This window comes from Companilactobacillus insicii (assembly GCF_003946015.1).
Classification (GTDB): Bacteria; Bacillota; Bacilli; order Lactobacillales; family Lactobacillaceae; genus Companilactobacillus; species Companilactobacillus insicii.
In genome coordinates this window covers 1-18,620 of the sequence record NZ_RHNU01000023.1, presented here as the reverse complement: position 1 = coordinate 18,620, position 18,620 = coordinate 1, and the positions used below count along the sequence as shown (strand labels likewise).

Sequence of the window (18,620 nt, the reverse complement as noted above, 5' to 3'; positions counted from 1 at the left end):
TTTTACAATGGCATCGAAAAGAAAGAATAATATTAAAAATATAGTGATTTTTTTCATTGCCTTAGTAATTATCTTTATAGCCTATTTTGGTTCACCTTTAAGTAAAGTCAGAAATATTTCTGTTAAAGGTGTTAATGATTTAGGTGGTCAACAAGTTATTGATGCAACTAAGATTAACGATAATACATTACTTATGAGTGTATTTTTTGAAAAGAAATCAATAACAGATCGAACAAGAGCTAAATTGCCATCCATTAAGGATGTTTCATTTAAAACTAATAATTTTAGAGATTTAACTATTGAAGTTACTGAGTATCAAACCCTAGGGTTGATTTATAAAGACGGCTATTATTATCGAATAATAAACAATGGGCGCATTATAAATCAAAAGATGAAAGCACCTATTGGTAATTATCCGATATATAGTGGTTTTGATAATAAAAATGAATTAAAAAAAATATCAAATATATATAAAAAATTAAATGATAATGTTAAAACCAATGTTTCAGAGTTTTATAATTCTCCAACTAAACTTAATCCATATCGAGTAAAAATTGATATGAACGATGGTAATAAGGTTGTAGCGGATATCAGAACAGTTCAAGCAAAGATGGAGTATTATCCTGGCATTGCTTCACAGATGAAAAAGAAAGGTGTCATAAATCTCGAAGTAGGTGCATATTCTTATCCGTTTAATGATAAGAAATAGGTTTAATATACTCAAATTTGTGTTAAAATTTTCTAATGAATAGATTTTTTTCTAGGTAAGGGAGGCTGCCACGATTAATGGACAATTCTGAATTTTTTGTAGGTCTAGATATAGGTACCAATTCAATCAAAGTAGTGGTTGCTGAATCGTCAGGGGACAAAGTTAGTGTCGTCGGCGTAGGAAGCGAGAGATCTGAAGGAGTCAACCGTGGCGTTATAGTCGATATAGACAAAGCTGCAGGTGCCATTAAGAAGGCCGTAAAAAAAGCTGAAACTCAGGCAAATATAACGATACGTGACGTTGTAGTGGCAATATCCGCTAATATGTTACAAATTGAAAAGTGCCAAGGGATGATTGCAGTTGGTACTGAGTCAAAGGAAATAAATGAAAATGATGTAAGACAAGTCATGGCCGCAGCCATGGTTCAGAACTTACCTAGTGAACGTGAAGTTGTTTCTTTGATACCAAAACAGTTTTCAGTGGATGGTTTCAATAATATTCGAGATCCTAGGGGTATGATAGGTGTTCGTCTTGAGATGAAGGGACTTATCTATACCGCTCCCAAAACGATCGTTCATAATACAAAAAAAGCTATCCAACAAGCTGGCCTAAATATTACTCACAAAGTTATATCACCTATGGCTTTAAGCCAAGTTGTTTTGGATGATGGTGAAAGTGATTTTGGAGCAGTAATTATTGATATGGGTGCTGGTCAGACAACGGCTTCAGTTGTTCACGATCATAATCTCAAACTTTCAACAGTTGATTTTGAAGGTGGAGACTATGTTACTCATGATATTTCGGTCGTATTAAATACTACGATTGAAAATGCTAGTCAATTGAAGCTTTACTATGGAAATGCTGATGCTGATGATGCTTCCACTGATGAAACAATTAGTGTAGATGTTGTCGGTAAAAATGAACCAGAAGCAATTTCAGAAGAGTATTTAGCTGAAATAATCGAAGCTAGACTGGAACAAATTTTCACAAGATTAAAAGACCCACTTGAAGATGCGGGTGCTCTCTCACTTCCTGGAGGTATTGTTCTAACTGGTGGTGTAGCTGCTACACCGAACGTTGAAAAACTTGCTAAACAAATTTTTGACGTAAAAGTTAAGAGTTATGTTCCTTCACAAATGGGAATGCGTTATCCTTCATATTCACTTGGATTAGGATTAGTTACTTATGCTTCAAGGTTGAATGATATTGGTGTTATAGCTGATAATGTTGTTAATGGTGCTACTATCAGTTTGAAGAATTCAACTCCTCAGCGAGTTTTACAGCAACAGACTGAAGAAGAACCTGAATCAAAACCAGTTCAATCAGATCCTGAACCAAAGAAAAAGGTTCAAGAATCAAAACCTGCAAAGGGTAAAAAGATGAGCAAGGTTAAGGACTTCTGGAGTAAGTTTTTTGATTAAACATTAATTATTAATAAAAGTAAAAGTAGTAGGAGGAACTCCTTAATGGAATATTCATTGGATTCAAATAACAATACGGGAGCAGTTATTAAAGTTATCGGTGTTGGTGGCGCTGGTGGCAACGCCGTTAACCGAATGGTTGATTCTGGCATCAAGGGTGTGCAATTTATTGCGGCCAATACTGATGTACAGGCACTAGAAAGTTCTCAAGCCGAAACAAAAATTCAATTGGGACCTAAACTGACAAGAGGTCTTGGTGCAGGTTCAAATCCAGAAATCGGTCAAAAAGCAGCTCAAGAAAGTGAAGAAGCGATTAAAGAAGCACTTGATGGTGCAGATATGATCTTTATCACTGCTGGAATGGGTGGTGGAACTGGTACTGGTGCCGCTCCTATAGTTGCTGGTATTGCTAAGGAAAGTGGTGCGTTGACCGTTGGTGTCGTTACACGTCCATTTGCTTTTGAAGGTTCAAAACGTTCACGTTTTGCTGCTGATGGTATCACTGAGCTTAAGAAGGATGTTGATACATTAGTTATCATTTCAAATAGCAAATTATTGGAAATCGTTGATAAGAAGACACCTATGGGCGAAGCTTTCAGTATTGCTGATGATGTTCTACGTCAAGGTGTTCAAAGTATTTCTGATTTAATCACATCACCTGGCTTTGTTAACCTGGATTTTGCTGATGTTAAAACAGTTATGTCTGATCAAGGATCCGCTCTTATGGGTATTGGTACAGCTAATGGTGAGAATAGAATCACTGATGCGACAAACAAAGCCATTTCTTCACCATTACTGGAAGTTTCTATCGATGGCGCTAAGCAAGTATTGCTTAATATTACAGGTGGTCCAGACTTATCATTGTTTGAAGCACAAGATGCAGCACAAATTGTATCTGAACAAGCTACTTCTGATGTTAATATTATCTTTGGTACTTCAATCGACGAAACACTAGGTGATCAAGTTAAAGTTACTGTTATTGCCACTGGTGTTGAAAGTGAAGATAAGAAGAGACCTGTTCCAAAGCGTCCTCAATTAAATAATCGCATGGCAACTTTGGATAATAATGTTCAAGGTGAAGCTCCTAAACAAGCTCCAAAGCAACAAGCAAGTGACCCATTGGCTGATTGGGATATTAATCATGATGAAAGTTCAAATAGTAACAATGTTTCTGGCGAAAAGGGTGATTTTGAAATCTTTAAGAAACCTGAAACAATTGATTTGAATGATAATGACGATGATTCAACTCCTCCAATTTTCAAGCGTAGAAATAATAAGTAATTTTTAGTAAGAAGGAGAACCTATTATGGCTTTTGAAAAGTTAGGTAATTTCTTTGGAATTAATGACGAAGATAGTTATGATGAACAAGATAATGTTGAACAACCAACAGCTGACTATTCTGGTAATGAGAAGGTAGTTTCTATGAATGCTGCAAGCGAGCCTAGAACTGCAAGTAGTAAAATAGCTATTTATCAACCAAGAGTATATTCAGATGCTAAAGTAGTTGCTAAGCAATTATTGAATAACAAAGCTGTAATTGTTAATTTCAATAATATAAATGATGAGCAGTCAAAGAGAATCGTCGATTTCTTAACTGGTTCAATTTATGCTCTTAATGGTGAAATCAAACGTGTTGGAGACAAAATTTTCTTATGTACTCCTCCTAAGTTTGAAATTGATGGAAGTATTCCAGAACTAAACGAATAAAATAGATAGGGGAACCTTATGGATCGTATTTCTTACGGTTTACCAGTAATAATTGGTGGGGCGTTCCAAATATATGAATTGATTGTGTTTGTTTATTGTATTTTGACATTTATACCGGCACTATATAATTCCGTATTTGGCCGCTTTATTGCTAGTCTGGTTGAACCATTTTTCAGAGCAATTTCGAAGATTATTCCAACAAGATTTGGAATGATTGATTTTTCCCCACTGATTGCTTTGATTATTCTAGAATTAGTACAGAAAGTGATTTTTTATATAATCTAATGACTGAAAAAGAAAATGTAAGCTTAAAAAGTGGATATTTTCGTCCAGAAGAAAAGCCCTTCATTGATAAAATGAGCGATCTGCTACTTAGAACACAAACTATGTATATCCCACAATTAACTGATTTTCTTAATTTAAGAGAACAGCTGATTCTAAATAATCTCGTCAACAAGTATGATGATCTTTATGTTCATTATTTTGGCGGGTTTGAGGGTGCAGAGAGAGTCAGGGGTATTATTGCTCCTGACTATTTTGTACCTAAAGAATCTGACTTTAAGATTTCAATGTTTGAGATTAGGTATCCAGAAAAGTTTGCTAATCTACATCACGGACAAATCTTAGGTGCTTTAACTGGATCAGGAGTTGAACGAGATCACTTTGGAGATATAATTACTGATGGTGAAAATTGGCAATTCTTTGTGTTTGATCAGATGAAGAATTTTGTATCTGACCAGGTCCAAAAGATAGGACCATACAAAGTTCATTTGTCACAAAAAAATTTTGACGAGCTTTTGTTACCAAAGGACGATTCACACGATGAAGTAATAAATGTACACTCATTGCGCTTGGATACGGTTGTTGCGACAGCGTACGATCTGTCAAGACAAACTGCAAAAACGTTAGTTGAACATGGTAAAGTCCAGATTAATTGGGTGCCAAATAAAAACGCAAGTTCTTTTATTACGATTAATGACACTTTGAGTGTACGTGGTTATGGTCGAGTAAGAATTAATGATATTATGGGTAAGTCTAAGGGCAATAAATATATATTGTTTGTTAATATCATTAATAAATAAATAGGGGTGGAGATTATGGTATTGTCACCAATAGAAATACATGATAAGGAATTCGAACATAAATTCCGTGGTTACAACCGCGATCAAGTAGATAAATTTCTGAAACAGGTTGCTCAGGATTATGATCTTGCCCTGCAAAAGAACGAACAGATTCAAAAAGAATTGAAAGATACTAAAGAACAGTTAAAGTATTTTACAGATATGCGAGATGCCTTGAACCAATCAATTATAGTTGCTCAAGATGCTGCGGATAAGGTAAAAACCAACGCTGAACAAGAAGCACAGATTATAGTAGAGGAATCGCAAAAAAAAGCTCGAGACTTATTGGATCAATCTACTGCTAAATCTAATCAAATACTTGAGGATGCTTCTAGTAAAGCAAGACAAGTTACAATTGAGACGGATGATTTAAAGAAAAAGTCTGCTGATTATAGACGTGGGTTGGAAGAAATTTTGCGTCAACAATTAAATATGATTAAAAGTCCAGAATGGGAAAAGTTATCTCAGGAAACATCAACTAATGATTTGAAGCAACGTGTTGGTATGCAGGATGATTATAATCAAAATGCAAATCAAAATGTTGCTCAGGGTCAGAATGATAATTCAGAATCGAATAATTTTAATCAAAATAATGTTGATTCACAAGGTGACAACTATGAAAATGTACAAACTGATTATGAAAATTCGTCAGATACCATTCCCAATGAAGAACAAATGAACTATAATAACAATATTCCCGATGAGGAACCAGAAGATCCTTATACAGTTAATCATGAGCAAAATGCTCCAACTTTTAATTTTGCCGATGATGAGCCTGATGATTCTGGTACTGATGAAAAGGGATCTAATAATTAAGAGAACAAGTGCTTTATAAAACATTTTTTCAGCGAGCTAACGTATGGTGTGAGGTTAGTAAAATAATTTATTTAGTATATCAACTCTTAAACAATCGCATAATTAATTACCAATAGGTGGTATAACGAAGAACTCGTCCTAGAATTGGATGGGTTCTTTTTAATTTTAAATGGGGTGAAGGAATGAAAGTCAAAGATACACTTAATTTAGGAAAAACAAAATTCCCGATGCGTGGAAATCTGCCGAATAAAGAAGCAGAATGGCAAAAGGCTTGGGAAGAAAACAAAATTTATGAAAAGCGTCAAAAATTAAATGAAGGTAAACCAACTTTTGAATTATTAGATGGACCACCATTTGCTAATGGTGATATTCATATGGGACACGCTTTGAACAAGATCTCAAAGGATATTATTGTACGTTATCATTCTATGAATGGTTTTCGTTCACCATATGTTCCTGGTTGGGATACTCATGGTCTTCCAATTGAACAACAATTGGCCAAAAAAGGTGTAAAACGTAAGGAAATCGGTATGTCTGAATATCGTAAGATGTGCTTAGACTTTGCGGAAGGTGAAATTAAAAAGCAAATGGCTGGATTTAAACGTCTAGGTGTTTCAGCTGATTGGGATCACCCATACATTACATATCAACCAGAGTTCGAAAAAGAAGAAGTTAAAGTATTTGGCGAAATGGTTGATAAGGGCTATATCTATCGCGGAAAGAAACCCGTTTACTGGTCACCATCATCAGAATCTACACTTGCTGAAGCTGAAATTGAGTATAAAGATATTAAATCACCATCAATTTTTGTTGCATTCAAGGTTCGTGACGGTAAAGACTTATTAGATAATGATACTTCATTTATTATTTGGACAACCACTCCATGGACAATACCATCAAATGAAGCTATTTGTGTTAATCCTAAGTTCAACTATGCATTAATTAATGCTGACGGTAACAAGTATGTTGTTGCTGAAGAACGTATTAGTTTCTTGGAAGAAAAACTTGGTTGGGAAAATGTTGAAATTCTTAAGACTTTCAAAGGTTCAGAACTTGAAGGTTTAACAGCAACACATCCATTGTATGATCGTGAATCACTATTGATTCTTGGTAACCACGTTACATTAGATGATGGTACAGGTTTGGTTCATACAGCACCTGGTTTTGGTGCAGATGACTTTGTTGTCGGTATGAAATATAAGTTACCGATTTTCTCACCTATTGATGAGCACGGATGTTTTACTGATGAAGTGCCTGAATATAAAGGTGTTTACTACGATGATGCCAACAAGATGATTACTGAGAGAATGACAGAGAACGGCTCACTATTGAAGTTGGACTTCTTCACTCACAGTTATCCACATGATTGGCGTACAAAGAAGCCCGTTATTTTCCGTGCTACACCACAATGGTTTGCTTCAATCGATAAGTTTAGAACTCAATTGTTGTCAGAACTTGAAAAAGTAAGTTTTATCCCTGACTGGGGTAAGACACGTCTATACAATATGATTCGTGATCGTGGTGATTGGGTAATCTCAAGACAACGTGCCTGGGGTGTACCACTTCCAATTTTCTATGCTGAAAATGGCGAACCTATCATGACAAAAGAAATTATTGATCATGTTGCTGATTTGTTTGGTAAGTATGGTTCAAACGTCTGGTTTGAACGTGAAGCAAAGGATCTTCTTCCAGAAGGATACACAAATCCAGCAAGTCCTAACGGTAAATTTACTAAAGAAACAGACATTATGGATGTTTGGTTTGACTCAGGAACAGCACATGCTGGTGTTGCTAAATTGCGCGATAACCTAACTTTCCCAGCAAATCTAGTTCTTGAAGGATCTGACCAATATCGTGGTTGGTTTAATTCATTATTGATTACATCTGTTGCTGCTTTTGGTGTTGCACCTTATAAGGCAATTCTTTCTCAAGGTTTCACGCTGGATAAAAATGGCGTTAAGATGAGTAAATCATTGGGTAATGTTATTGCTCCATCTGATATTGAAAGACAATTTGGTGCTGAAATTATTCGTCTATGGGTTGCTTCAGTAGATTCAAGTTCAGATGTCCAAGTTTCAGTAGATTCATTTAAGCAAGTTTCAGAAACATACCGTAAAATCCGTAATACACTTAGATTTATGATTGCTAATACAACTGATTATGATCCTAAGACTAATCGTGTGGCATATGAAGATCTTCGCCCAGAAGATAAGTATATTGCTGTTAAGTTAAATGATTTAGTTAAAGATTTGCATGCAGAGTATGATGAATATGATTTTGCAGATGTAACTAAGAATGTTGTTCGCTTCATTACTAACGAACTTTCAACATTCTATTTGGATTTTGCCAAGGACGTTGTTTATATTGATCCTGAGAATTCACATTCACGTCGCTCAATGCAAACAGTTATCTATGACGCAGTTGTTAAGATTGCTAAATTGATGACACCAATCTTGCCACATACAATGGAACAAGTTTGGGAATACTTGAAAGAGCCTGAGGAATACGTTCAATTAGCTGAAATGCCAGAAGTTGAAGAAATTCCTGACTCAGATGAAATCGAAAAAGACTGGTCAGTATTCATGAACTTCCGTGACGATGTACTTAAATCACTAGAAGTTGCACGTGCAGATAAGTTGATCGGTAAATCACTCGAAGCTAAAGTTACAGTTTATCCAAGTAAAGAATTGCAAGAGACTTTTGCTAAGATTGATAGTAACTTTGGTCAACTATTAATTGTTTCTCAATTTGAAATCAGTACTGACGCTGCTCCAGCTAATGCGGATAAGTATGAAGATACTAGTGTATTAGTTGAAAAGGCTGATGGTGAGGTATGTCAAAGATGTCGTATGATCAAGACAGATGTTGGAGATGACTCAAACTTCCCAACATTCTGTGCAAGATGTGCTAAGATTGTTACTGAGGAATATCCTCAAACAATTGAAGAAGGTTTTGAGGGCTAATATATGTTTCAAGGAAAAATAGTACGTTTTAATACTGAACGTGGTTTTGGATTTATTAATAATGGAGAAGAAGATATCTTTTTCTTTGCGGATTCAATTCTTAATCGTGAAGATTACTTTATTAAGCCTGATTTAAATGTAGAATTTGAAGTTGCTCCTGGATTCAAGGGTCCACAAGCAGTCAATATTACTATATTAGAAGCTGAACAAGATGAAGAAAGCGCTGAATAGTGCTTTCTTTTTTATTGAAATAATTTATTTAGGAGAGTTTATATGAGTGAGGAAGTAAATCCAAAACGATGGATGATATTGATCTCGGTAGGTATTTTTACTTTAATGTCAACTTTAGATGGCTCTATCGTTAATATTGCTTTGCCTGTAATTAGTAAAGATTTGAATATTCCGATGAATATGGCTGAATGGATCGTATCAGTTTACTTAGTTACCATATGTATATTTTTATTATTGTTCGGTAAGTTGGCTGACTCGATTGGAAAGATCAAAGTTTTTAAATTAGGTTCAATGCTATTTATAATCGGATCACTGATATGTGGTTTTGGTGTAGATTTACCCATTCTATTAGTTGGACGCGTGGTACAAGCTTTGGGTGCATCAATGGCAATGGCGACTAATAATGGTATTATCACTCAAACATTTCCGTTTAATGAGAGAGGATACGCGTTGGGTTATATAGGTTCATTTGTATCTATTGGTGCGATTGCTGGGCCTGGTATTGGTGGTTTGATTTTGTCGCAGTTCCACTGGAGTTATATTTTCTGGATCAATTTACCTATCGGGGCGATTGCATTACTGTTAGGATATTTGAATTTACCTAAAAAAGAACCAAAGAATCCCGAAAAAATCGATGGCCGAGGTTTTGCCGTTTACTTTATTACATTGATATTATTCTTTGCAGCAATATTCATTGGTCAATCGGTTGGCTTTAGTAATATATATATTATTTTGACATTCATTGCATCTGTAGCGTTCTTTTTACTATTTATTCATTTACAAAAGATTACAGATCAACCAATGATTGAACTAAGAATATTCAAAAACCATGATTTTACTCTTGGCTTAGTAGTTGGATTTTTAATTTTTGTAACTAATTTTTTCTTTAATGTTGTATCTCCATTTTATCTAGAAAATGCTTTAGGTATGAAAGCTTCTATTGCAGGTTATATTTTAATGATGTTTCCAATTGTTCAAGTCATTGTTGCACCTATTTCTGGTAAGATGTCAGCCAAAATTAATCCAACTTTGCTAACAATTGCTGGTTTAAGTGTCTTGGCTATTGCTCAAATGGGATATCTATTCTTTAATGTAAATACAGGACTCTGGTTTATATTGTTGTTCATTGGTTTGAATGGTTTAGGAAATGGGTTATTTCAAGCACCCAATAATACGATGATTATGAGCTCTGTTGACCCCAAGGACTTAGGTATTGCAGGTGGCTTGAATGCATTGTCACGTAATTTAGGGATGATAATAGGTGTATCATTTTCAACCACGGTATTGTTTTTATCGATGAGTCAATTCTATGGCAAGCCGGTTACAACATACATCGATGGCAGACCAGATATCTTTATTGATGGTATGCGTGTTACAATGTCATTTGCATTAGTAATTTGTTTAATTGCTATAATTATGTCTGTTATTAGATTATTAAAATCACGAGGTTTAAAGAATGGATAAAGAAGATTCAAGATATTATGAAGAGGTAGTTGCCTCAAAACGAATGTTTGGTGGGAAAATTTTTAATGTTGACGTTGAGCAAGTCATTTTGCCTAACGGTGTTCCAGCAATCAGAGAATTGGTAAGGCATCATGGTGCCGTAGGAATTATTCCTTTTACGTCTGATGATAAAATGGTATTTGTGCGTCAATGGCGCGAGCCAATGGAACAAGAGACACTGGAAGTTCCTGCTGGAAAAATTGATAAGGATGAAGGTTCAGACTTGAAGGAAGTTGCTCTTCGTGAAATGAATGAGGAGTTAGGCTTGACTACAGATCAATTAGAAGAGATTACGTCGTTCTATTCAAGTCCTGGTTATTCAGATGAAAAAATAACAATGTTTAGAGCGGATAATTTAAGAGAAGTTGAAAATAAACGTCCACTTGATCCTGACGAATTTCTTAATGTTGAAAAATTGACTCTCAAAGAGGCCAAAGAACAGATTAAGGCTGGAGTAATTTGTGATGCCAAATCTATTTATGCTGTTACATATTGGGAGTTAATGAATGCAAAAGCTTAATGAACTTTGGAATAAATTTAAAGATATTTTGATGGATACTTTTTCAAGTGGTAAAAAGGAAGAATCTAACGGTTCAGTGGTTTCGGCTGATGAGGTCGAAAAGAGACAAAGAGAATTACGTGATCAGGAACGAAAACGTGTGGAATTAGAGTATAAAAGAGAACATCCTGATCAAATAAAACAAGAAAAAATGATATCTTTTGAGAATAAGACAAATCGTTTGAAAAAAAGATTAAATATTGCCATCATTACGGTATTCGGCTTAATTGTCATTGTTTTTTTGATATTATTTTTTGTTTAAAACTAAAAAGGAGATTTTTTAATGAAAATTGGCGTTATTGTTCCAATGGAGGAAGAAATTAAACTACTCAGAGAATCATTGAGTAATGTAAAGAATGAAACGGTCGCTGGTGTGGAATTTACCATTGGTAATTACAAATCACATTCAGTTTATTTAGCACAAAGTGGTATTGGTAAAGTTCAAGCTGGGATGACTGCTACATTGATCAATGATCGTTATCAACCAGACTTTGTTGTCAATACTGGTTCTGCAGGTGGTATTGGCGAAGGATTGAAAATAGGTGATGTAGTAATCTCACGCCGCTTGGCATATCACGATGTGGATGCTACTGGTTTTGGATATGCTGTTGGACAATTGCCACAACAATCATTGTATTTTTATGCTGATGAAGATTATGTAGAAAAAATTGAAGCTGCAGCAAAGAAGACAGGTTTAGTTTCTCATACAGGTTTAATTGTGACTGGAGATCAATTTGTTGACTCAAAAGAAAAAATTGCTACAATTAAAAAGTCGTTCCCAGATGTCTTGGCATCTGAAATGGAAGGTGCAGCTGTAGCTCAGGTATGTGCACAATTCAAAACACCATTTGTTGTAATTCGTTCAATGAGTGATGTGGGAGACGAAGATGCTAGTGTTAATTTCGACGACTTTGTTATTGAAGCTGGTCGTAAGTCGGTACAAATGTTATTAAATTTCTTGAATCAAGAAGTATAGAAGGGGATTTTTAAATTGGAGTTTACTTATTTAGATAATGCTGCCACGACACCAATGGCTACTGAAGTTGTTGATGTCATTTCTGAACAAATGGCAAATAATTTTGGTAATGCGTCTGCAACCAATTATTTTGGTCGTCAGGCACGTAAAGTATTGGATGAAAGTCGTCATACTATTGCTAAAAGTATTAATGCTAAAGATTCAGAAATCGTTTTTACAAGTGGTGGAACTGAAAGTGATAATACTGCTGTTATTGAAACAGCTTTATCACGTCAAAAATTAGGTAAACACATTATTACTACTGCTGTCGAACATGAGGCTATTTTGAAATCGATGGCGTATCTTGAAACATTGGGCTTTGATATCACTTATCTGATGCCAAACTCTCGTGGAAAAATTACTGTTGATCAAGTAAAATCAGCCTTAACGGATGATACAATCTTAGTTTCTATTATGTATGGTAATAATGAAACCGGCGCAAAAAATCCAATATCTAAAATTGGTGATTTATTGAAAGACCATCAAGCTTTCTTCCATACTGATGCGGTTCAAGCATACGGTCAGGAAGATATTGATGTGAAAGCTGAGCATATTGATATGATGTCAACTTCAGCTCACAAGATCAATGGTCCTAAATTTATTGGATTTCTATATATAAATGATGATATTCATATTCCTTCATTTGTTAAGGGGGGCGATCAAGAGACAAAACGACGTGCTGGTACTGAAAATGTACCTGCAATCGCTGGATTTGCCCAAGCGGTTAAGTTAATTACTCCTGAAGTAAAAAATGAACGCCGTGATCGTTATTATGGATTTAAACAAAAAATTCAAGAAATTTTAAAAACAAATAATGTCCCATTTGAGGTTAACGGACCAACCGACGAACACGCTCTGAATCATGTCTTCAATCTCTATCTGCCAGGGGTTGATCGCGGTGTATTGTTAACTAGACTGGATCTAGAACAATTTGCTGTTTCCGGTGGCTCTGCTTGTACAGCAGGAAGCCTTGAACCTTCACACGTCTTAGTAGCTATGTTTGGTGAAGACAGTCCTAAGGTTAACGATTCGATTCGAATCAGTTTTGGAAAAGACAATACTGAAGATGAAATTGTTAAGTTCTCTAATAAATTAGTTGATATCATTAAAGACTTGACTAATTAGTTACTTTTATTCAGACTTTAATTATTATGAGAATTCACTTAGGAGGTTTTTACTATGAGTAAAAAGGCACAAATTTTAGGCGATACAGAGTTTTATGAACTTAGTCCTGAAATTAAAAAGTATGCATTACGAGATGTTGGTTTTCAAGAAACTAAACAAGGTAATTTCCGCCTTGAACGTCCAATCAATGGTAGTTCACCATACGATGCACGTTATGTCTTGAAGGTTTCCATCAATAAAGATTTGGATAATCTTAAATTAGCTACTACTGATAAAAGTGGTATGCACAATCTTAACATCTTTAAATTAAAAGATACTGATAAAGAAGTAAGTGATCTTAGATATTTATTAGATTTTATGATTGAAAAGAAAGTACTTATCAAGGATTAGAGTGGAGAGGTTTTTTATGGATAATAAGAAGAAGCGCGTTGTTGTTGGAATGAGTGGAGGAGTTGATTCATCAGTTAGTGCTCTTTTACTTAAACAACAAGGCTATGAGGTCATCGGTGTGTTCATGAAGAACTGGGATGATTCTGATGACGCTGGAGTTTGTACAGCAACAGAAGACTATGAAGATGTAGCTAAGGTTGCCAACAAGATTGGCATTCCTTACTATTCTGTTAACTTTGAGAAGGAATATTGGGATCGTGTATTCGAGTATTTCTTGGATGAATACCGTAAGGGCAGAACACCAAACCCTGATGTTATGTGTAATAAGGAAGTTAAGTTTAAGGCCTTTTTGGATTACGCTGAGAAGCTTAATGCTGATTATATTGCTATGGGTCACTATGCACAAAGCTTTCGTGATGATAATGGCGTCGTTCATTTACTTCGTGGCGGCGATGCTAATAAGGATCAAACTTATTTCTTGAGTACGGTTCAACAACATCAGCTACAAAAGGCTTTGTTCCCAATTGGTGGAATGCAAAAGTCTGAGGTACGCCGTATTGCTGAAGAGGCAGGTTTGGCTACTGCTAAGAAGAAGGATTCAACTGGTGTATGTTTTATTGGTGAGAGAAACTTCAGAAAGTTTTTAGGTGAGTTCTTACCTGCACAAGCTGGAACAATGATGACTCCAGATGGTGAAGTTAAAGGTAAGCATGCTGGATTGATGTATTACACAATTGGTCAAAGATCAGGACTTGGAATTGGTGGAAATGGTAAGTCAAATGAACCTTGGTTTGTAGTCGGTAAGGATATGTCTAAGAATATTCTTTACGTTGACCAAGGATATGATAATCCAAGATTATATGCTGATCATTTGGAAGCATCTGATTTGTCATTTATTACAGGACTAGACTACGGTGATGAGTTCCACTGCACAGCTAAGTTTAGATACCGTCAGCAAGATACTGGTGTTACAGTTCACGTATTAGGTGATGGTAAGGTCAGTGTTGACTTTGACAATCCTGTACGTGCAATTACACCTGGACAAGAAGTTGTTTTCTTTGATGGTGAAGAGTGTCTTGGTGGCGCAACTATCGATGCTGCTTACATGAAAACTAAGAAGTTACAATATATTTAGAATTAAAATAGCAAAAGTATGTAGACCACGGTTTAAAACCTTGGTCTATTTTTGTATATGCTTTGTTACAACTTGAAAAAAACGGTGTAAATCTTCATAATAGTAACTAATTAACTTTGTAAGGTGAATAATATGGATTTGTATTTTGTCAGACACGGAAAAACTGAATGGAATTTAGAGGGAAAATATCAAGGTGGTCATGGTGATTCACCACTATTGCCAGAAAGTTTACACGATATTAGTAAATTGGCTGAAAGACTAAAAGATGTAAGAATAGACCATGCATATACAAGTCCATTACCAAGAGCAAAAACGACTGCCGAAACTTTGATTGAGGATATGCATCGTGAAATTCCTTTAACAATTGTTCCGGGACTGCGAGAATTTGATCTTGGAATTATGGAAGGGCAAAAATTTGTAAAATTAGAAAAAGAAATGCCAGAAGTAATACACTCTTTTAGGTTTGAACCAAGTACTTATGACTATCAAAGAATTAAGGGTGAGTCATTTGAACAAGTTGCTAAGCGTACCAATGAATCGGTTCAAGAAATAGTTGATAAAAGCTCTTCAAATAGTACAGCATTAATTGTTAGTCATGGTGCTGCACTTGTAACTTGTATTCAATCATTACTTGGTACAAAAATTGCGGATATTCGTAAAGATGGCGGATTATCAAATACTAGTTTGACCCATTTGAGATATTCTGATGGTCAATATAAATTGATTAAGTGGAATGAGACAGGGTATCTGGACAAGAAACTTTCAAGTACAGATACAATATGAGGTATTAGATGGATAAGAAACAAATTGAAAAAGAAATTAAAGATTTAGTTAAGGATTTAAAGTTAAACAACAAACAATTGAACAAAGTTCTTAAATTATCTGCTTATTTGGTTGAAGTAGGTGATTTAGAACAAGCAGAAGAATTACTAATACGTTCGTTAACTAATTTTCCAGGCGAAAAGGATCTACGTTATAACCTTGGTAATGTTTATTTTATGGCATCCAAATATGATAAGGCTAGTGAAATATTCCAGAAATTAATTCAAGATGATTATGGATTTGAAGCATTTTTTATGCAAGCTAAGACTTTAGATGAGCAAGGCAATAAACAAATGGCTATAGTTTATGCCTTAACAGCGACTGAGAAGAATCCAGAGGACATTGCAGGATTGGAACTAATGGCTGATTTGTTGCTATCAAATGGTAATTTTAACGAATCTATGAATTACTATGAAAAAGCTAATGCAATAAAACCATCCGCAAAATATTATTTCAATATGGCATTGTGTGCCATGAACCTCAATCAAAAATATCAGAGTTATTTGAACAAGTCTAAAGAGTTGGATGAAAAATACTATTTAAAAAATGAGAAAAAGTTGTCTAATTTACAACAGTTTTTAACCAAGACAGGAGATAGCGATGACAGAAAATGAAAAAGAATATTTCATTGGGACTGTCAAAGCTATTTTTTTTGAGAATCCTGAAAACTTATTTAAAATTTTTACGATTAAAATAAAGAAGACCAATACCGACTGGGATGGCAGCGATATTGTTGTAACGGGAAGTTTTGGTGAAATTTCTGAAGAGGAAGAATATAAGTTTGAAGGACGAATGGTAGATCATCCTAAGTATGGTAAACAATTTCAAGCTGATACTTATCAACATAGCCGACCTAATGGTCGAAAAGAGTTGATCAATTTCTTTTCTGGTGAAGAGTTTCCAGGAATAGGTAAGAAAAAAGCTGAAAAAATTGTTGATGAATTAGGGACCGATGCGATTGATAAAATTCTTCAAGATCCGAATGCCTTAGATTTTTTAAAGCTGGGTGAAGAGAAGACAAATTTGATTGTTGAACAGATTTCGAAAAATCACCAAACTGAACAAGTATTGTATCAATTAAATAATTTTGGATTTGGGAATGTCCTTGGTGCTAGAATTTATCAAAAATACGGTGTTAAGACTTTAGAAGTTATTAATGAGGATCCATATAAACTAGTTACAGAGGTCAAAGGAATTGGTTTTAAAAGAGCTGACGAATTGGCTAAAAGATTGGGTATACCTGAGGACAATCCTCGTCGTATAAAGGGAGCCTTAGTGCAATTTGTTACGGTTATTATCCAAAGTACTGGTGATACTTATATTAATAAAGAAGATCTCTTAAAGAGGGCAATAGGAGTTCTGCAGTCTAATAATCAAAACGGTGCGGAACTAGGAGAAAAGATTGCTAATTGCCTGCGAGATCTAGTTAATGATGGTGTTTTATTAGTCGAAGATAATCGAGTTTACGATAAAAATTATTTTGATGCAGAATGGTCCATTTCTCAATCATTAAAAATGGTTACTGATACCTTTAAGGGCGTTTCGTGGAAAGATGAAGACTTTAAAAAAGAATTAAAACACGTTGAAAAAATGTTTAAAGTAAAATATGATCCTTCACAAGAAGAAGCCATTAAACAATCCTTGACCCATTCATTGTTTCTGCTGACTGGTGGTCCAGGAACTGGTAAGACTACCATTATTAATGGAATTGTAGCCGCGTATGCCAAATTAAACGATGCAACTTTGGATCCATCATCTGAGGACTATGCGATTGCTTTAGCCGCACCTACCGGAAGAGCTGCTAAACATATGGGAGAGTCAACTGGATTGCCTGCAATGACAATTCATAGGCTTTTGGGGCTAACAGGAACTGAGGATGATGAGTATGCTGAACCAACATTGAATTGCAAACTTTTAATAATCGATGAAATGTCGATGGTGGATACTAGATTATTTAGAACTTTAATAACTGCTGTTCAACCGGGAACACAGGTAGTTCTTGTAGGTGATAAGGATCAATTGCCTTCAGTTGGTCCCGGACAAATTTTTTCTGATTTAATTAATAGTAAAGTGTTTCCTACGACAATATTGAAGGACATTCATCGTCAGGATGAGGATTCAACTATTATTCAATTAGCACATGATGTTAATGAAGGTATAGTTAATGATGATATTTTTAAAAATAAATCGGATAGAAGCTTTATTCGTAGTAGTAGTCGAAATGTTCCTGAAGTATTGTCGCAAATCATCAGTAAATCAAGTGAGCGAGGTTTTGATATTTCTGATGTTCAAGTATTAGCACCAATGTATAGAGGAATCGCAGGAATTGATAACCTAAATCAAACCATTCAAGATGTTGTTAACCCTATGACTCCTAAACGTAAACAAGTAGCGATGGGGAATGTACATTATCGAATAAAGGATAAAGTTGTATATCTGGTGAATACACCAGAGGATAATGTTTTTAATGGTGAAATAGGAAAAATTGTTGGTATTTTGTTAGCTAAGGAAAATACCGATCATGTTGATAAATTAGTAATTGACTTTGATGGAAATGAAGTAACATTGGATAGAAAAGATTGGACCAATATTGCGTTGGCCTATTGTACATCAATCCATAAGGCACAAGGATCCGAGTTTGAGATGGTTATATTACCACTAGTTAATGAGGAATCTCGTATGTTAAGGCGTAATTTGCTATATACGGCAATAACACGCTCTCGTAAGTTGCTTATTATGGTGGGAGATCAGTCTGCATTTGAACGTTCTATTACTGATCAGTCATCTGAACGTAATACTACATTGAAAGAAAGAGTTTTTGAGACTTTTAAAGTAAATCCTGATGTTTTAGAAGAAAATGAGCCGGAAGATAGTGATGATGATAAAGAAAAACCAGAACCAGAACAACTTAAAGACTATATTTTAACTTTAGATATGGTAATGAATAGTGCTATAGATCCAATGATTGGTATGGATAATGTCACGCCATTTGATTTTATGGAAAAGAAAAATGCTTAGTAGATTATGAAGTGCAAGACAAAAGTTAGACAAAATTAAATATTTAAGCTGCTAAAGCATGTTCCCGGTATTCTACTGGTGACA

Annotated in this window: 19 protein-coding genes; all 19 read left to right on the top strand. The window is 35.0% G+C overall.

Annotation, left to right across the window (positions count from 1 at the left end):
• Positions 1–7 precede the first annotated feature (7 nt).
• The 19 genes from EKM79_RS08135 to recD2 all read left to right on the top strand — a co-directional run bounded on the left by EKM79_RS08135 (position 8) and on the right by recD2 (position 18,536).
• On the top strand, positions 8–709 hold the full coding sequence (locus EKM79_RS08135) for a cell division protein FtsQ/DivIB (protein ID WP_125567719.1): 702 nt from the start codon (positions 8–10) through the stop codon (positions 707–709).
• A gap of 77 nt (positions 710–786) precedes the next feature.
• Positions 787–2,130 carry a cell division protein FtsA gene (gene ftsA / locus EKM79_RS08130; RefSeq protein WP_125567717.1) on the top strand — a complete coding sequence of 448 codons (1,344 nt, stop codon included), beginning with the start codon at positions 787–789 and terminating at the stop codon, positions 2,128–2,130.
• Positions 2,131–2,175: 45 nt separating this feature from the next.
• Positions 2,176–3,411 (top strand): cell division protein FtsZ, encoded by a 1,236-nt coding sequence (gene ftsZ / locus EKM79_RS08125; protein ID WP_125567715.1) that lies wholly within the window; start codon positions 2,176–2,178, stop codon positions 3,409–3,411.
• 25 nt (positions 3,412–3,436) lie between these two features.
• A complete protein-coding gene (locus tag EKM79_RS08120; protein WP_125567713.1) occupies positions 3,437–3,838 on the top strand; it encodes a cell division protein SepF in 402 nt (133 codons plus the stop codon).
• An 18-nt stretch (positions 3,839–3,856) separates the two neighbouring features.
• Positions 3,857–4,123 (top strand): YggT family protein, encoded by a 267-nt coding sequence (locus tag EKM79_RS08115; RefSeq protein WP_125567711.1) that lies wholly within the window; start codon positions 3,857–3,859, stop codon positions 4,121–4,123.
• The gene (locus EKM79_RS08110) at positions 4,123–4,920 is read left to right on the top strand and encodes a YlmH family RNA-binding protein (RefSeq protein ID WP_125567709.1); all 798 of its coding nucleotides are present in this window, start codon (positions 4,123–4,125) and stop codon (positions 4,918–4,920) included. Before EKM79_RS08115 ends, EKM79_RS08110 begins: the two co-directional genes overlap by 1 nt.
• A gap of 15 nt (positions 4,921–4,935) precedes the next feature.
• Positions 4,936–5,775 (top strand): DivIVA domain-containing protein, encoded by an 840-nt coding sequence (locus EKM79_RS08105; protein WP_125567707.1) that lies wholly within the window; start codon positions 4,936–4,938, stop codon positions 5,773–5,775.
• A 182-nt stretch (positions 5,776–5,957) separates the two neighbouring features.
• Entirely contained in the window at positions 5,958–8,738 is a 2,781-nt protein-coding gene (ileS, locus tag EKM79_RS08100) for an isoleucine--tRNA ligase (protein WP_125567705.1), read from the top strand.
• 3 nt (positions 8,739–8,741) lie between these two features.
• Entirely contained in the window at positions 8,742–8,969 is a 228-nt protein-coding gene (locus EKM79_RS08095) for a cold-shock protein (protein WP_125567703.1), read from the top strand.
• A 42-nt stretch (positions 8,970–9,011) separates the two neighbouring features.
• Positions 9,012–10,433: an MFS transporter gene (locus tag EKM79_RS08090; protein ID WP_125567701.1), complete on the top strand. Its 1,422-nt coding sequence runs from the start codon at positions 9,012–9,014 to the stop codon at positions 10,431–10,433.
• Positions 10,426–10,992 (top strand): NUDIX hydrolase, encoded by a 567-nt coding sequence (locus EKM79_RS08085; RefSeq protein WP_125567699.1) that lies wholly within the window; start codon positions 10,426–10,428, stop codon positions 10,990–10,992. The genes EKM79_RS08090 and EKM79_RS08085 overlap by 8 nt, the downstream gene beginning before the upstream one ends.
• Positions 10,979–11,293 carry a hypothetical protein gene (locus tag EKM79_RS08080; protein ID WP_246005654.1) on the top strand — a complete coding sequence of 105 codons (315 nt, stop codon included), beginning with the start codon at positions 10,979–10,981 and terminating at the stop codon, positions 11,291–11,293. Before EKM79_RS08085 ends, EKM79_RS08080 begins: the two co-directional genes overlap by 14 nt.
• 21 nt (positions 11,294–11,314) lie before the next feature.
• Complete coding sequence (locus EKM79_RS08075) at positions 11,315–12,007, top strand: 5'-methylthioadenosine/adenosylhomocysteine nucleosidase (protein WP_125567697.1); 693 nt, start codon at positions 11,315–11,317, stop codon at positions 12,005–12,007.
• Between the two features lie 15 nt (positions 12,008–12,022).
• Complete coding sequence (locus EKM79_RS08070) at positions 12,023–13,171, top strand: cysteine desulfurase family protein (protein WP_125567695.1); 1,149 nt, start codon at positions 12,023–12,025, stop codon at positions 13,169–13,171.
• 54 nt (positions 13,172–13,225) lie between these two features.
• On the top strand, positions 13,226–13,561 hold the full coding sequence (locus tag EKM79_RS08065; protein ID WP_125567693.1) for a hypothetical protein: 336 nt from the start codon (positions 13,226–13,228) through the stop codon (positions 13,559–13,561).
• 16 nt (positions 13,562–13,577) lie between these two features.
• Positions 13,578–14,696 carry a tRNA 2-thiouridine(34) synthase MnmA gene (gene mnmA / locus EKM79_RS08060; RefSeq protein WP_125567691.1) on the top strand — a complete coding sequence of 373 codons (1,119 nt, stop codon included), beginning with the start codon at positions 13,578–13,580 and terminating at the stop codon, positions 14,694–14,696.
• Between the two features lie 132 nt (positions 14,697–14,828).
• Positions 14,829–15,479, top strand: coding sequence for a histidine phosphatase family protein (locus EKM79_RS08055; protein ID WP_125567689.1), 651 nt, complete (start codon positions 14,829–14,831; stop codon positions 15,477–15,479).
• A gap of 8 nt (positions 15,480–15,487) precedes the next feature.
• The gene (locus EKM79_RS08050) at positions 15,488–16,132 is read left to right on the top strand and encodes a tetratricopeptide repeat protein (RefSeq protein ID WP_125567687.1); all 645 of its coding nucleotides are present in this window, start codon (positions 15,488–15,490) and stop codon (positions 16,130–16,132) included.
• Complete coding sequence (recD2, locus tag EKM79_RS08045; protein ID WP_125567685.1) at positions 16,119–18,536, top strand: SF1B family DNA helicase RecD2; 2,418 nt, start codon at positions 16,119–16,121, stop codon at positions 18,534–18,536. Before EKM79_RS08050 ends, recD2 begins: the two co-directional genes overlap by 14 nt.
• Positions 18,537–18,620: the final 84 nt, after the last annotated feature.

Coding starts and splice junctions, on each gene's coding strand:
- EKM79_RS08065 (WP_125567693.1), top strand. CDS start 13,226: ATGAGTAAAAAGGCACAAATTTTAGGCGATACAGAGTTTTATGAACTT.
- EKM79_RS08135 (WP_125567719.1), top strand. CDS start 8: ATGGCATCGAAAAGAAAGAATAATATTAAAAATATAGTGATTTTTTTC.
- recD2 (WP_125567685.1), top strand. CDS start 16,119: ATGACAGAAAATGAAAAAGAATATTTCATTGGGACTGTCAAAGCTATT.
- EKM79_RS08055 (WP_125567689.1), top strand. CDS start 14,829: ATGGATTTGTATTTTGTCAGACACGGAAAAACTGAATGGAATTTAGAG.
- EKM79_RS08085 (WP_125567699.1), top strand. CDS start 10,426: ATGGATAAAGAAGATTCAAGATATTATGAAGAGGTAGTTGCCTCAAAA.
- mnmA (WP_125567691.1), top strand. CDS start 13,578: ATGGATAATAAGAAGAAGCGCGTTGTTGTTGGAATGAGTGGAGGAGTT.
- ileS (WP_125567705.1), top strand. CDS start 5,958: ATGAAAGTCAAAGATACACTTAATTTAGGAAAAACAAAATTCCCGATG.
- EKM79_RS08120 (WP_125567713.1), top strand. CDS start 3,437: ATGGCTTTTGAAAAGTTAGGTAATTTCTTTGGAATTAATGACGAAGAT.
- ftsZ (WP_125567715.1), top strand. CDS start 2,176: ATGGAATATTCATTGGATTCAAATAACAATACGGGAGCAGTTATTAAA.
- EKM79_RS08105 (WP_125567707.1), top strand. CDS start 4,936: ATGGTATTGTCACCAATAGAAATACATGATAAGGAATTCGAACATAAA.
- EKM79_RS08050 (WP_125567687.1), top strand. CDS start 15,488: ATGGATAAGAAACAAATTGAAAAAGAAATTAAAGATTTAGTTAAGGAT.
- EKM79_RS08115 (WP_125567711.1), top strand. CDS start 3,857: ATGGATCGTATTTCTTACGGTTTACCAGTAATAATTGGTGGGGCGTTC.
- EKM79_RS08080 (WP_246005654.1), top strand. CDS start 10,979: ATGCAAAAGCTTAATGAACTTTGGAATAAATTTAAAGATATTTTGATG.
- ftsA (WP_125567717.1), top strand. CDS start 787: ATGGACAATTCTGAATTTTTTGTAGGTCTAGATATAGGTACCAATTCA.
- EKM79_RS08075 (WP_125567697.1), top strand. CDS start 11,315: ATGAAAATTGGCGTTATTGTTCCAATGGAGGAAGAAATTAAACTACTC.
- EKM79_RS08090 (WP_125567701.1), top strand. CDS start 9,012: ATGAGTGAGGAAGTAAATCCAAAACGATGGATGATATTGATCTCGGTA.
- EKM79_RS08110 (WP_125567709.1), top strand. CDS start 4,123: ATGACTGAAAAAGAAAATGTAAGCTTAAAAAGTGGATATTTTCGTCCA.
- EKM79_RS08095 (WP_125567703.1), top strand. CDS start 8,742: ATGTTTCAAGGAAAAATAGTACGTTTTAATACTGAACGTGGTTTTGGA.